Consider the following 14,238-nt stretch of genomic DNA (forward strand, 5'->3'; position numbering starts at 1 on the left):
CCCCATTCTTGTCTTACACTTTCGTCGGATTGTTCTTCGGGATATCACCTATGAGCAGCAGAGCATACAAACGGGTTCTTCTCAAACTTTCCGGCGAGGCGCTGATGGGCGATGATGCATTTGGCATCAATCGCGCCACCATCGTCCGCATGACCGATGAGATCGCTGAGGTCGCCGCCACGGGCGTCGAACTGGCCATCGTCATCGGCGGAGGTAATATTTTCCGTGGCGTCGCCCCGGGTGCGCAGGGCATGGACCGCGCCACCGCCGACTACATGGGCATGATGGCCACCATCATGAACGCGCTGGCGCTGCAAGACGCGCTCAAGCACAAGGGTATCGACACCCGCGTACAATCCGCCCTGAACATCGATCAGGTCGTTGAGCCCTACATCCGCCCGAAGGCCTTGCGTTACCTCGAAGAGGGCAAGGTAGTCATCTTCGCCGCGGGTACCGGCAACCCCTTCTTCACCACCGATACGGCCGCCGCCCTGCGCGGTGCTGAAATCGGCGCTGAGATCGTGTTGAAGGCCACCAAAGTGGACGGCATCTATAGCGCGGATCCCAACAAGGATCCCACCGCTACGCGTTATGCGCGCATCAGCTTCGATGAAGCGATCGTTCGCCGTCTGGAAGTCATGGACGCCACCGCGTTCGCGCTGTGCCGTGACCAGAAACTGCCGATCAAAGTGTTTTCGATCAATAAGTCCGGCGCGCTCAAGCGAGTCGTCAGCGGCGAAGACGAAGGCACGTTGGTACACGTTTAAAGAAAAGGAAATTCCATGAGCGCCGCAGAAATTCGCAAATCCGCCGAAGACAGGATGTCCAAGTCGCTTGATACCCTCAAGATCAACTTGGGCAAGATCCGTACGGGCCGCGCCCATACCGGCATCCTGGACCACGTGCAGGTCGAGTATTACGGTTCGCCGGTTCCGGTCGGCCAGGTCGCCAACGTGAACCTCGTGGACGCTCGCACCCTGAGCGTGCAGCCCTACGAAAAGCAGATGTCCGGCCCGATCGAAAAGGCCATCCGCGAATCGGATCTGGGTCTGAACCCCATCTCGATGGGCGACACCATCCGCGTGCCGATGCCGGCCCTGACGGAAGAGCGCCGCCGCGACCTGACCAAGGTCGTGCGCAGCGAAGGCGAAGATGCCAAGATCGCCGTGCGCAACCTGCGCCGCGAAGCGAACGAAGCATTGAAGAAGCTGGTCAAGGACAAGGAAATCTCCGAGGACGACGAGCGTCGTTCGCAGGACGATGTCCAAAAGCTGACCGATCGCGCCGTGGCCGACATCGACAAGATGGTCGTCCAGAAAGAAGCGGAAATCATGACCGTATAATTCTGGATCGCCCTGGAGCCAAGCGGCCTGGCCGTCTGGCTCCGGCGTCAGGATTTCTTGCCTATGCGCCGTCCTTTCCATTGCCCCGCAGCACCGTTATGCAGCAGCGATGGAACGACGGCGCAGGTTTTTCTCCCGCATTTTTGATTTTCGCCGGTCTACCGCGCATTTCCCGATCCATGGCAACCAGTTCGACCCAGGCGGTTCCCGATACTCGTGACATCCCCGAGCATGTCGCCATCATCATGGATGGCAATGGCCGGTGGGCAACGCGTCGGTTGCTTCCCCGCACGGCCGGACACGCCAAGGGTGTGCAAGCGGTGCGCCGCGTCGTCGAGGCCTGCGGCCGCGCCGGCGTGCGCTACCTGACCTTGTTCGCGTTCAGTTCCGAGAACTGGCGCCGGCCCGCCGAAGAAGTGTCGCTGCTGATGCGCCTGTTCGTGCAGGCGCTGGAACGCGAGATCGGCAAGCTGCAAGAGCAGGGCGTGCGCCTGCATGTGATTGGCGACCTGAGCGCGTTCGAGCCCCGCTTGCAGGAACTCATCGTCGCGGCCCAGGCGCGTACCGCTCACAATGACCGTCTGCATCTGACGGTGGCCGCCAACTACGGTGGCCGCTGGGATATCCTGCAGGCCACCCGCGCCATGCTGGCGGCTGAGCCGGCGCTTGCCACCCGCCCCGAGCTGGTGGACGAAGAGCGCTTGGCCAAGCACCTGTCCATGTCCTGGGCGCCGGAGCCCGACCTGTTCATCCGCACCGGCGGCGAACAGCGCATTTCCAACTTCCTGATCTGGCAGATGGCCTACGCGGAGTTCTACTTCACGGACCGCTATTGGCCGGATTTCGGCGCCGCGGAGCTGCAAGCGGCTTTTGACTGGTATCGCACCCGCGAACGGCGCTTTGGCCGCACCAGCGCGCAAGTCAGCGAAAACGGCGCGCAATAAGCAGACGGCGACAAGCGCGTCTTTCCAAAGCAGCACACGAGGAGACCGTCATATGTTGGGCCAGCGTATCGTTACCGCCGTCATCCTGTTGGCCATTCTGGCCGCGGCGATGATCAGCGCCAATCCCTGGTGGTTCGTCGCCTTGCTTGCCCTGGCTGCCGCGTGCGCCAATTGGGAGTGGCTGCGCCTGACGCTGCCGCAACCCCCGTCCCCCCTGATTTCCGTCGGCGTCGCCGTGCTGCTGTTCGGCGGCATGCTGGCACTGACTTCGGCCTGGCTGACCGGCGACGGAACCGGTGCGAGCGATCCTGCCTGGGTGCTGTACTACGTGGTGCCGGCCGTGGCCGCCGTGTGGCTGTTCGGCGGCGTGACCGCAGTGGTCCGCGGGCGCTCCGACGCGGCGCCCGCCAGCCTCGGCTGGTCGGTGTTTTCGGTGCCGGCGGCATTTGCGGCATGGGCGGTGCTGGCGCAGATGTTCATGGCGCGCGGTGCGGGCTTCGTCGTATCGCTGCTGGCCTTGGTCTGGGTTGCGGACATCGCAGCCTATTTTGCCGGCCGCGCCTTCGGCAAGCGTAAACTGGCTCCGCGAGTCAGTCCGGGCAAGACCATCGAAGGCGCCATCGCGGGTGTGCTGGGCGCCGTGGTCTGGATTGGTCTGTCCAGCTTGTGGTCGGGCTCGTTCGGCGCTGCCTTGGTCGAGCGATGGAGCTTCTGGCTGGCTTTGCCGATCGCCGCGTTGTTGGGCGTGCTGTCCATTGTGGGAGACCTGTTCGAGTCGCTGCTCAAGCGCCGGGCCGGCCGCAAGGATTCCAGTACGCTGCTGCCCGGCCATGGCGGGGTCTATGACCGTATCGACGCGATTCTTCCCGTCGCGCCGTTCGCGCTACTTTTGTCTGGAGTGTTGTTTTGAGGGCTTTTCAACGCGTCGTCGTGCTGGGGTCGACTGGTTCGATCGGTGAGAGCACGCTGGATGTGATTGCCCGCCATCCCGAACGGCTGGCGGTTTACGCGCTGTCCGCGTACAGCCGCATGGAACGCTTGGCAGAGCAGGCTGAGGCCAGCCGCGCCGCCGTCGTGGTGGTGCCCGACGACGCTGCCCGCAAACGGTTTGTGGCTGCTTGGGCTGGATCCCTGCCCATGCCTGAAATTCGCGTGGGCGCCCAAGCGCTTGCCGATACGGCCGCCGACCCGCAATGCGATTCGGTCATGGCCGCGATTGTCGGCGCTGCCGGCCTGCCGGCGGCGCTTGCCGCCGCCCGCACGGGCAAGCGTGTGCTGTTGGCCAACAAAGAGGCGCTGGTTGCCGCTGGCTCGCTCTTCATGCAGGCAATTCGCGACAACGGCGCAGAATTGCTGCCTATCGACAGTGAACATAACGCTATCTTCCAGTGCATGCCGCATGGCGGGCGGGCCGGCGCGCCCGACGCCCAGGCCCCTGGCGTCCGGCGCCTGCTGCTCACAGCCTCGGGCGGCCCCTTCCGGAACCATGATCTGGAAGACCTGCACGAGGTGACCCCGGACCAGGCGTGCGCCCATCCCAACTGGAGCATGGGCCGCAAGATTTCGGTCGATTCGGCCACCATGCTGAACAAGGGCCTGGAAGTGATCGAGGCGCATTGGCTCTTTGCCATGCCGGCCGAACGCATCGAGGTCGTGGTGCATCCCCAAAGCGTCGTGCATTCGATGGTGGAGTACAGCGACGGATCCATCCTGGCGCAACTGGGCCAACCCGACATGCGCACGCCGATCGCCTACGGGCTGGGGTTTCCCGAGCGGCTCGATAGCGGCGTGGGTCCGTTGGACCTGACCCGTCTGGGTCGCCTGGACTTCGAAAAGCCCGATCTGGCCCGGTTCCCGTGCCTGGCGCTGTCGTTCGCCGCGTTGCGGGCGGGGCAGGCGGCCTGCGTGGCGCTCAATGCCGCCAACGAGGTCGCCGTCGAGGCGTTTTTGGGCGGACGGCTTGCCTACACCTGGATTCCCCGAGTGATCGAGGCCTCCCTGGAGTGGCAGGCACGGCAAGCATCTGTTACGCTCAGCAGTCTTGACGATGTGCTTGCGCTGGATTCCGACGCGCGCCGCTTCGCAGGTAACCTGGGGCTGGCCTGATGGCCGGCCGCGCTTGCTTTCAGATTTTCTAGATCCCGATCCCGATGCTTTTCACCCTGCTGGCCTTTGCGGTTGCGCTTGGCTCCCTCATCATCTTCCATGAGCTGGGACATTACTGGGTAGCCCGCCTGTGCGGGGTGAAAGTGCTGCGTTTTTCGGTGGGCTTCGGCAAGGTCATCCTGCGCCGCACGGATCGCCACGGCACGGAGTGGGCGGTTTCCGCCTTGCCGCTGGGCGGCTACGTCAAGATGCAGGACGATCCCCCTCCGGGCGCCTCGGCTGCCGAGGTGGCCAGCGCGTTCAACAACAAGTCCGTCGGCAAGCGTATCGCCATCGTCGCCGCCGGCCCCATCTTCAACCTGATCCTTGCGGTCTTCCTGTATGCCGGCCTGAACATGGCCGGCACGGATGAGCCGCAAGCCATCCTCGCGCAACCTGCTGCAGACACGCCGGCCTCCCGGGCCGGCCTGCTGCCCGGCGACCGCATCCTGGCGATCGACGGCCAGGAAGTCAGCTCCTGGTCGGATGCCCGTTGGCGCCTGATGGACGTCATGGCCACGGGCGGCCGCGCCCAGATCGAGGTTACGACGCCGGCTGGCGCCGTCCAGCAGCGCGAACTGAATCTACCCGCCAACGCAATGGACCCGTCCGGTGGCGATCCGCTGGCTGCGGCCGGTATCCGCCTGGCCCAGCCCAAGCCTGCCGTGCGCGCCGTCAATGATGGCGGGGAAGGGCAGGCGGCGGGTCTGCGCCAGGGCGACCTCGTCATCGCGGTCAACGGCCAGCCCACGCCGGACACCGGCGCATTGGTCAAGCAGATCCAGGAAAGCGCGGGCAAGACGCTGTCGCTGACCCTGGTGCGCGACGGCGCCAATATCTCGCTGAACGTCACGCCGCGCCCTGAATTGGTCAACGGCCAGGAAATCGGCCGCCTGGGCGTGCAGCTCGGTGGCGATATTCCGATGGTCACCGTGCGCTACGGCATTTTCGAAAGCGTGTGGCGCGGCGCCGTCCGCACCTGGGATACCGCCTGGTTCTCGTTGCGCATGATGGGCCGCATGGTCACGGGCGACGTGTCGTGGCGCAATGTCAGCGGCCCCGTCACGATCGCGGATTACGCCGGGCAGACCGCCAGAATCGGCATTGTTGCGTATATCGCCTATATCGCGTTGATCAGTATCAGTCTGGGCGTACTAAATTTGCTTCCCATTCCTATGCTGGATGGTGGCCATCTGCTGTACTATCTCGTCGAAATTGTGCGGGGTAGCCCGCCGCCAGCGAGGTGGATCGATATCGGACAGCGCGCCGGCATAGGTTTATTGGCAGGCCTTATGGGGCTTGCGCTGTTCAACGATTTCACGCGTTTGTTCACTTAAACGCGATTTAGCATAAAATCCCCCGCCATTTGCACGACCGAGGATACTCAAGGATGTCTTTTCGCCGGATGTTTCATCACAAAAAGGGTGTACTGCCGGGTCTGATCGCCGCATTGCTGCTGCCGGCCATGGCCCAAGCCTTCGACCCTTTTGTCGTGCGGGATATCCGCGTAGAGGGTATTCAACGGACTGACGCCGGCACGGTGTTCGGCTATCTGCCCGTCAAGGTCGGCGAGAAGTTCACGGAAGAAGAAGCGACCGAAGCGATCCGCCGCCTGTACGGCACGGGTTTCTTCACCGACGTGCAGATCCAGACGGACAACAACGTGGTCGTTGTGGTCGTGCAGGAACGCCCGACGATCGCCTCCGTCAACTTCAACGGCATGCGCGAATTCGATTCCAAGGCCATCACCACCTCGCTTGGCCAGGTGGGATTCGCCGAGGGCCGCATTTTCGACCGTTCGATGCTTGAGCGCGCGGAGTACGAACTGAAGCAGCAGTACCTGTCCAAGGGCAAGTACGGCGTCGAAGTGACGTCCACCGTGACCCCGCTGCCGCGTAATCGCGTGGGCGTGAGCTTCGACGTGTTCGAAGGCTCGGTGGCGCGCATTCAGCAAATCCGCTTCGTCGGCAACAAGGCCTTCTCGGAAAGCGATCTGCTGGACGAGTTCAAGCTGACGACGCCGGGCTGGCTGACCTGGTACACCGACACCGACAAGTACTCGCGCGAAAAGCTCGAGGGCGATCTGGAACGCCTGCGTTCGTTCTATCTGGACCAAGGCTACCTGGAATTCTCGGTTGAGCCGCCGCAGGTCACGATCTCGCCGGACCGCAAGGACATCAACATCACGATCACCGTTCACGAAGGCGAACCCTACAAGGTCCGCAGCGTGAAGCTGGCCGGCAACCTGCTGGGCCTGGACAAGGAGATCAACGCCCTGGTGCAGGTCAAGGCGGACGAAACGTTCTCGGCCGCCAAGGCCAACGATTCGGCCAAAGCGATCACCGACTACCTGGGCGAGCTGGGTTACGCGTTCGCCAACGTCAACCCGAACCCGCAGCTGGACCGCGCCAAGCACGAAGCCGATCTGACGTTCTACGTCGACCCGAGCCGCCGCGTTTATGTGCGCCGGATCCAGATCGGCGGCAACACCCGCACGCGCGACGAAGTCGTGCGCCGCGAAATGCGCCAGCAGGAAGCGGCCTGGTACGACGCCAAGGACATCAAGACCTCGCGCGATCGCGTCGATCGCCTGGGTTACTTCAGCGACGTCAACGTCAAGACCGATCCGGTCCCGGGCTCGCCCGACCAGGTCGACGTCAACGTCGACGTGAAGGAAAAGCCCACCGGCATGATCAACCTGGGCGTGGGCTACGGTTCGTCCGAAAAGGCGATTCTGTCGGCCGGTATCAGCGAAGACAACGTATTCGGCAGCGGCACCAACCTGACGCTGCAGTTGAACACCAGCAAGACGAACCGCGCGATCGTGCTGTCGCACACCGATCCGTACTGGACCAAGGACGGCATCAGCCGCACGACGTCCGCGTACTACCGCGTGACCGAACCCTGGAACAACAACGACGGCGATTATCGCGTCAAGGCGATCGGCCTGGGCATGAACTTCGGCATTCCGATTTCGGAATACGACCGTATCTTCCTGGGCGCGAACTTCGAACACAACCAGATCGATTTGTTCTCGAATTCGCCGCAGGCGTACCAGGATTTCGTCAAGCAGTATGGCGATTCGACCAATTCGGTGATCTTCAGCACGGGCTGGTCCAACGACACGCGTGACAGCGCGCTGGCGCCGACCAAGGGTTCGTATACGCGCCTGAAAGCGGACGTGTCCACGGTGGATCTGCAATACACCATGCTGACCGGCCAGCAACAGTACTTCGTGCCGCTGGGCGGTTCCTACACCCTGGCGCTTAACGGCATGGTGGATTGGGGTCGCAGCTACGGCAGCAAGAACTACCCGGTCATCAAGAACGTCTATGCCGGCGGTATCGGCACCGTTCGCGGCTACGAAGGTTCGTCGCTGGGTCCGCGCGATACGCTCACGGGCGATTATCTGGGTGGTACGCGCCGCATTGTCGCCAACGCGCAGTTGTATCTGCCGTTCCCCGGGGCCTCCAAGGACCGCACGCTGCGCTGGTTCATCTTCAGCGACGCGGGCCAGGTCGCGGCAGGCAGCGGCTTGAGCTGCACCCGCGGGCGTGACAACACCGAGATCGAAGATCCTTGCGGCTGGCGCTTCTCGGCCGGTGTGGGCTTGTCGTGGCAGTCGCCGATGGGTCCGCTGCAGCTGTCCTACGCCCGTCCGCTCAATTCCAAGCCGGGTGACGACAAGCAAAGCTTCCAGTTCCAGATCGGGACGGGTTTCTAAGCGCGCCGTTACGCTTGAAAACAAGGGAGGGGCCTGCCGGCCCGGCTCCTTTGCTGTTTAGTGGCACAATACATACTTTGGCTTTGCCTTACTGGAAGGTGAGATTTTCATGATGTCTGATTTCGCACTTAAATCATCGAATACGCCGGGTGCCAAGCGCCGTGGCAAGCTGGGCGGCTCCATTGCCCTGGTGGGTGCGCTCATTCTCGGTTCGGCTGCTGCGATTCCCGCACAAGCTCAAAACACCAAGATCGGCTTCGTCAACACCGAGCGGATCCTGCGTGAGTCGGGCCCGGCGAAGACGGCGCAAAGCAAGATCGAAGCTGAATTCAAGAAGCGCGACGACGAACTCCAGCGCCTGAACAGCAGCCTGCGTTCGCAAGCCGAAAAGTTCGACAAGGACGCGCCTGTCCTGTCGGAGTCGGACCGCGTCAAGCGTCAGCGTGAACTGTCGAACCTGGATACTGACCTGCAGCGCAAGCGCCGCGAATTCCAGGAAGACTTCAATCGTCGCCGCAATGAAGAATTCTCGGGCATCGTGACGAAGGCTAACGAGGCCATCAAGCGCATCGCCGAGCAAGAAAGCTACGACCTGATCATCCAGGACGCCGTGACGGTCAACCCGCGCATCGACATCACCGACAAGGTGATTCAGAGCCTGGGCAAGTAAGCAGTACCCGTCGAGTTATGCCGGTTTTACTGGATCTTGCCCGCGCGCCGACGCTTGAAGCACTGTTGAGCGCTGCCAATACCCAGGGCATGGACTGGCGTATCAGCTCGGCCCCCGGCGCGGACCCCTTGCGGGTCTGCGGCATCGGGACCCTGTCTTCGGCAGGCAGCCAGGAAATCGCTTTCCTGGCGAACCCCCGCTACCAGAGCCAGCTTGGCTCGACGCAGGCAGGGGCGGTTATCGTCTCCGCCGACGTCGCCGAGGCCCTGGAAGCCGAAGGGGCCGCCCGGCCGCCGTTCGCGCTGGTCGTCTGCAAACATCCCTATCTGCTTTACGCGCGTGTGGCGCAGTGGTTCGATGCCGCCCGGCGGCCTGCGGAGCCTGCTGCGACGCATCCTTCGGCGGTCGTCGCGTCCGACGCGGTGATCGAGGAGGGCGTGCGTATCGGCCCCAATTGCGTCGTGGAAGCCGGTGCACGCATCGGCCGCGATACGGTATTGGGGCCGGGTTGCGTCATCGGCGCCGGATCGTCCGTCGGGCCGGGAAGCCGGCTGCATGCGCACGTCACGCTGTACGAAGGTGTGAAGGTGGGCGCGCGGGCGATCATCCACAGTGGTGCCGTGCTGGGCGCGGACGGATTCGGCTTTGCGCCGGATCCCACGCTGGGCAAGGGCGCCTGGGGCAAGATTCCCCAACTGGGCGGAGTGACGGTCGGCGCCGACGTTGAAATCGGGGCCAACACCACGATCGACCGCGGCGCGCTGGACGACACCCTGGTGGCGGACGGCGTCAAGCTGGACAACCAGATCATGGTGGCGCACAACGTGCGCATCGGCGCGCATACCGCTGTGGCGGCGTGCGTCGGGATCGCGGGTTCGACCACCATCGGCGAACGCTGCACCATTGGCGGCGCGGCGATGCTGTCGGGCCACCTGGTCCTGACCGACGACGTCCACATATCGGGTGGCACTGCGGTGACGTCCAGCATTTCGAAGCCTGGCCGCTATACCGGGGTGTTCCCGTATGCGGAACATGGCGAATGGCAGCGCAACGCAGCCGTGATACAACAGTTGGCGCAACTGCGCCGCCGCGTGCGGACGCTGGAAAAAGACTAGGGCGCGCGGTTGCCGCCCTGGCGTGCACGCGCCAAAATTATTTCATTTCGCAGGAAAGCATAGAAAAATGGAACTCGACATCAAGGGGATCATGGAGAGGCTGCCGCATCGTTACCCGATGCTGCTGATTGATCGCGTCGTTGAAATGGTGCCCGGCAAATCCATTGTCGCCATCAAGAATGTCTCGATCAACGAGCCGTTTTTCAACGGTCACTTTCCTCACCACCCGGTGATGCCGGGCGTGCTCATCGTGGAAGCCATGGCGCAAGCCTCGGCTTTGTTTTCGTTTACGGACGAGAACGGCGGCTTGAAGTGCGAAGGCTCCAAGACGGCGTATTACCTGGTTGGCATCGACGGCGCGCGTTTCCGCCGCCCCGTGGTGCCGGGCGACCAGTTGCGCATCGAAGTCGAAGCCGAACGCCTGAGCCGCAGCATCTGTAAATACGCCGCGCGCGCGACAGTCGACGGACAGGAAGTGGCGTCCGCCAAGCTGATGTGCGCGATTCGCAGCCTGGAAGAGTAAATGGCAGGACATATCCATCCTACCGCTGTCGTTGACCCGGCGGCAAAAATCGACCCGACTGCCGTGATCGGACCGTTCGCGGTGGTGGGGCCTGATGTGACCATCGGCGCGGGAACCGAGATCGGCCCGTACTGCATGGTCGACGGTGTCACGACCATCGGGCGCAACAACCGCTTCTACCGCTACTGCTCCATCGGCGGCATGCCGCAGGACAAGAAGTACGCGGGCGAAAAGACGCGCCTGACGATCGGCGATGGCAACACGGTGCGCGAATTCGTCACGCTGAATACCGGTACCGTGCAGGATGGCGGCGAGACGACGCTGGGCAATGACAACTGGATCATGGCCTATGTGCACGTCGCGCATGATTGTCACATCGGCAGCCACACGATCCTGGCCAATTCGGTGCAACTGGGCGGCCACGTTCACGTGGGCGACTGGGCCATCATCGGCGGCTTGACCGGCGTGCACCAGTTCTCGCGCGTGGGCGCGCACACCATGACGGGCGGCAATAGCTCGCTGATGCAGGATTCGCCGCCGTTCGTGCTGGCGGCCGGCAACCCCTGCCGTCCGGTAGGTATCAACGTCGAGGGCCTGAAGCGCCGGGGCTTTACCCCGTTGATGATTTCGGCCCTGCGCGAAGCCTACAAGATCATTTACCGCCGCGGTTTGCCGCTGGATGCGGCGCGCGCCGAATTGCGCAAGCGCCAGCAGGAAATCCCCGAGGCGGCCGAGCATCTGCAAACGCTGCTCGAGTTCCTTGACGTCGCATCGCGCGGCATCATTCGTCCATGAGCACGCGGATCGGCATGGTGGCCGGCGAGCCTTCGGGCGACTTGCTGGCCGGTCGTATCATTGCCGGTCTGCAAGCGCGCGATCCCGGCGTCCACTGCGAAGGCATCGGCGGGCCGCAAATGCAGGCCCGCGAATTCGATACCTGGCATCCGATGCATGCCCTGACGGTGTTCGGCTACGTGGACGCCTTGAAGCGCCTGCCCAGCCTGCTGGCCACCTATCGCGACGTCAAGCGCCGCTGGCTGGCGGAACCGCCGGCCGTATTTGTCGGTATTGACGCGCCCGATTTCAACCTCCGGCTGGAGCATCAACTGCGCCTGGCTGGTACCCCTACGGTGCATTTCGTCGGACCCTCCATCTGGGCCTGGCGCTACGAACGCATCCACAAGATCCGCGAATCGGTGTCGCACATGCTGGTGCTGTTCCCGTTCGAGGAAGAGATCTACCGCAAGGAAGGCATTCCGGTCACGTATGTGGGCCATCCGCTGGCCGGCGCCATTCCGATGGAGCCGGACCGCGCTGCGGCGCGCGCGCGGTTGGGCATCGATCAGGATGCCCGGGTGCTGGCGATTCTGCCCGGCAGCCGCTCGTCCGAGATCCGGCTGTTGGCGCCGCGTTTCCTGCAGGCCGCGCAACGGCTGCTGAAAAAGGATCCGGCCCTGCAATGCGTCGTGCCCATGGTCAATGACCAGCGGCGCGCAGAATTCCAGGCCATCCTGGCCGAGCACCCGGTGCCCGGCCTGCGCTGCATTACAGCGGATGATCTGCATGGCGCGGGCGGCGACCGCAAGGCGCCGGTGGCCTGGTCGGTCATGGAAGCCGCCAACGCGGTGCTCGTCGCCAGCGGCACCGCCACGCTGGAGACGGCGCTGTACAAGCGGCCGATGGTGATTTCCTACGTGCTGTCGCCCTGGATGCGCCGCATCATGTCGTGGAAATCCGGGCAGCAACGGCCGTACCTGCCTTGGGTGGGGCTGCCGAACGTGCTGTTGCGCGACTTCGCGGTGCCCGAGCTGCTGCAGGACGACGCCACGCCCGAAAAACTGGCCGAGGCCACGTGGGCGTCGCTGACCGACGATGCGCTGATTGCGCGCGTCGAGGCCCGCTTTACCGCCATGCACCAGGAGTTGCTGCGCGACACGCCAGCCCTGGCGGCTCAGGCGATCCTGGAGGTGGCCGGTGGAGCAGCCTGACCTGTTCGCGGCCCCCGAACAGCCGGCGATGCTGACGGCCGGCGTCGACGAGGCAGGCCGCGGTCCGTTGGCCGGCGCCGTCTACGCGGCGGCGGTCATTCTGGACCCGGATCGGCCGATCGAGGGGTTGGCGGACTCGAAAGTGCTGAAGGCCGCCCGGCGCGAAGCGCTGGCATTGCAGATCCAGGAGCGCGCGTTGGCCTGGTGTATCGCCAGCGCCAGCGTCGGCGAGATCGATTCCCTGAATATCCTGCGCGCCACCATGCTGGCGATGCAACGGGCCGTCCAGGGCCTGTCCATGCCGGCGCAACTGGCGCTGGTGGACGGCAACCAGGCGCCCAAGCTGGCCTGCACAGTGCAGACCGTGATCAAGGGCGACGCCCTGGTGCCGGCGATTTCCGCTGCATCCATTCTGGCCAAGACCGCGCGCGATGCCGACCTGATGCGCCTGCACGCGCTGTATCCGCAATACGCGTTCGACCAACACAAGGGATACGGCACGGCGCTGCATCTGCAGCTGCTGCGCGAGCATGGGCCCTGCGCCGAGCATCGCCGCAGTTTCGCTCCCATCAAGGCCTTCGGCCTGGTCTCATGAAGCACATCAGTTCCCGCGATAACCCCGCGGTCAAGGCGCTGGCCAAGTTGGCGGGCACAGCGGGCAAGCGCGGCGCGCCTGTGCTGCTGGACGGGGTGCACCTGTGCCAGGCCTGGCTGCAGCATCATGGCGCGCCCGATCAGGCCGTCTTCGATGTTGACCGTCTGTCCCAACCCGATATTGCCGCGCTGGCGGCGGCCGTCCCCGATTCGCGTTGCCTGGCGCTGGACGCCCGGTTGATGCAATCGGTGGCCAGCGTGGAAAGCGGGCAGGGCGTCGCGTTCCTGGTGACGCCGCCGACGCTGGAACTACCGGCGGCGGTCGAAGAAAACTGCGTGCTGTTCGATCGTATTCAGGACCCGGGCAACGTCGGCACGCTGTTGCGCACGTGCGCGGCAGCCGGCGTCAAGCGGGTGTTCCTGGCGACGGGCACCGCCGCCGCCTGGTCGCCCAAAGTGGTGCGTAGCGGCCAAGGCGCGCATTTTGCCCTGGCGATCCACGAGCACGTCGATCTTGCCGGCTTGCTGCCGCGGCTGCGGGTGCCGTTGGTGGCTACCGCGCTGGACGGGGCGCAAAACCTGTATGCCGGGCGCTTGCCCGCGCAATGCGCATGGGTGTTCGGCCATGAAGGGCAAGGCGTCGCGCCGGCGTTGCTGGCCGCGGCGAGACTGAAAGTCTGGATTCCCCACGACGCCGTGGCGGTGGAGTCCTTGAACGTCGGCGCGGCGGCCGCCATCTGCCTGTTCGAGCAACGGCGGCAAGCGTTGGGAGAACGTGCATGAAAGCGTTTGGTTCACTGGTTCCGGCGGCTTGCCTGGCGGCGTTGCTGGGCGCGTGCGCCTCAACGTCGCCGGTGAGCGCCGTATTCGTGCCGGTCGTGGCGAGCGAGGCGTCCAGCGTGTCGCAACTGTCGCGCGACGTCATCGCGCATGTGCCGGATGGCGAGGCCTACACGTTGCCCGAGGGCTCTCGGTGGCGGCGAGTCGGGGCCTTGGTGCAGGGCGACGTCTATCGGCCCCTGGGCGAACCGCTGCGGGTCGGCAAACGCGGCGGGTCGGATGCCTATCTCGTGGCGTCTTCGGGCAAGCTGCTGGGCTTTTATTTGCCTAGCGGCAGCATGTTCATGCCACTCAACAAGCCGGTCGTGCTGCCATTCTCGCAGCGCCAGTGATCAAATAAAAAAGGGCCGCT

At 64.1% G+C, this 14,238-nt stretch carries 15 protein-coding genes; all 15 read left to right on the forward strand.

The window, feature by feature from the left end:
- Positions 1-50: 50 nt before the first annotated feature.
- The 15 genes from pyrH (at position 51) to AC27VE_RS20855 (ending at position 14,218) form a co-directional block, all read left to right on the forward strand.
- Positions 51-767, forward strand: a complete 717-nt coding sequence (gene pyrH / locus AC27VE_RS20785; RefSeq protein ID WP_006223440.1) for a UMP kinase — start codon at positions 51-53, stop codon at positions 765-767.
- 15 nt (positions 768-782) lie between these two features.
- On the forward strand, positions 783-1,343 hold the full coding sequence (gene frr, locus AC27VE_RS20790; RefSeq protein ID WP_006223439.1) for a ribosome recycling factor: 561 nt from the start codon (positions 783-785) through the stop codon (positions 1,341-1,343).
- Positions 1,344-1,522: 179 nt separating this feature from the next.
- Positions 1,523-2,287 carry a polyprenyl diphosphate synthase gene (gene uppS, locus AC27VE_RS20795; RefSeq protein WP_488704861.1) on the forward strand — a complete coding sequence of 255 codons (765 nt, stop codon included), beginning with the start codon at positions 1,523-1,525 and terminating at the stop codon, positions 2,285-2,287.
- A gap of 52 nt (positions 2,288-2,339) precedes the next feature.
- Positions 2,340-3,197, forward strand: a complete 858-nt coding sequence (locus AC27VE_RS20800) for a phosphatidate cytidylyltransferase (protein WP_488704862.1) — start codon at positions 2,340-2,342, stop codon at positions 3,195-3,197.
- Positions 3,194-4,393, forward strand: a complete 1,200-nt coding sequence (locus AC27VE_RS20805; RefSeq protein WP_488704863.1) for a 1-deoxy-D-xylulose-5-phosphate reductoisomerase — start codon at positions 3,194-3,196, stop codon at positions 4,391-4,393. The genes AC27VE_RS20800 and AC27VE_RS20805 overlap by 4 nt, the downstream gene beginning before the upstream one ends.
- Positions 4,394-4,437: 44 nt before the next feature.
- Complete coding sequence (gene rseP, locus AC27VE_RS20810) at positions 4,438-5,769, forward strand: RIP metalloprotease RseP (RefSeq protein WP_488704864.1); 1,332 nt, start codon at positions 4,438-4,440, stop codon at positions 5,767-5,769.
- 53 nt (positions 5,770-5,822) lie between these two features.
- Positions 5,823-8,156, forward strand: a complete 2,334-nt coding sequence (gene bamA / locus AC27VE_RS20815) for an outer membrane protein assembly factor BamA (RefSeq protein ID WP_488704865.1) — start codon at positions 5,823-5,825, stop codon at positions 8,154-8,156.
- Positions 8,157-8,265: 109 nt separating this feature from the next.
- On the forward strand, positions 8,266-8,826 hold the full coding sequence (locus AC27VE_RS20820; RefSeq protein ID WP_488704866.1) for an OmpH/Skp family outer membrane protein: 561 nt from the start codon (positions 8,266-8,268) through the stop codon (positions 8,824-8,826).
- A 17-nt stretch (positions 8,827-8,843) separates the two neighbouring features.
- Positions 8,844-9,941, forward strand: a complete 1,098-nt coding sequence (lpxD, locus tag AC27VE_RS20825) for a UDP-3-O-(3-hydroxymyristoyl)glucosamine N-acyltransferase (protein WP_488704867.1) — start codon at positions 8,844-8,846, stop codon at positions 9,939-9,941.
- Positions 9,942-10,008: 67 nt separating this feature from the next.
- A complete protein-coding gene (fabZ, locus tag AC27VE_RS20830; protein WP_006223429.1) occupies positions 10,009-10,464 on the forward strand; it encodes a 3-hydroxyacyl-ACP dehydratase FabZ in 456 nt (151 codons plus the stop codon).
- Positions 10,465-11,259 (forward strand): acyl-ACP--UDP-N-acetylglucosamine O-acyltransferase, encoded by a 795-nt coding sequence (lpxA, locus tag AC27VE_RS20835; RefSeq protein ID WP_488704868.1) that lies wholly within the window; start codon positions 10,465-10,467, stop codon positions 11,257-11,259.
- On the forward strand, positions 11,256-12,452 hold the full coding sequence (gene lpxB / locus AC27VE_RS20840) for a lipid-A-disaccharide synthase (protein WP_488704869.1): 1,197 nt from the start codon (positions 11,256-11,258) through the stop codon (positions 12,450-12,452). Before lpxA ends, lpxB begins: the two co-directional genes overlap by 4 nt.
- Positions 12,439-13,047, forward strand: coding sequence for a ribonuclease HII (gene rnhB / locus AC27VE_RS20845; protein WP_390882035.1), 609 nt, complete (start codon positions 12,439-12,441; stop codon positions 13,045-13,047). Before lpxB ends, rnhB begins: the two co-directional genes overlap by 14 nt.
- Positions 13,044-13,829, forward strand: coding sequence for a TrmH family RNA methyltransferase (locus AC27VE_RS20850; protein ID WP_488704870.1), 786 nt, complete (start codon positions 13,044-13,046; stop codon positions 13,827-13,829). The genes rnhB and AC27VE_RS20850 overlap by 4 nt, the downstream gene beginning before the upstream one ends.
- Positions 13,826-14,218 (forward strand): hypothetical protein, encoded by a 393-nt coding sequence (locus tag AC27VE_RS20855; RefSeq protein ID WP_006223424.1) that lies wholly within the window; start codon positions 13,826-13,828, stop codon positions 14,216-14,218. The genes AC27VE_RS20850 and AC27VE_RS20855 overlap by 4 nt, the downstream gene beginning before the upstream one ends.
- Positions 14,219-14,238 lie beyond the last annotated feature (20 nt).

Source organism: Achromobacter sp. 18P8.1.1 (genome assembly GCF_057799415.1).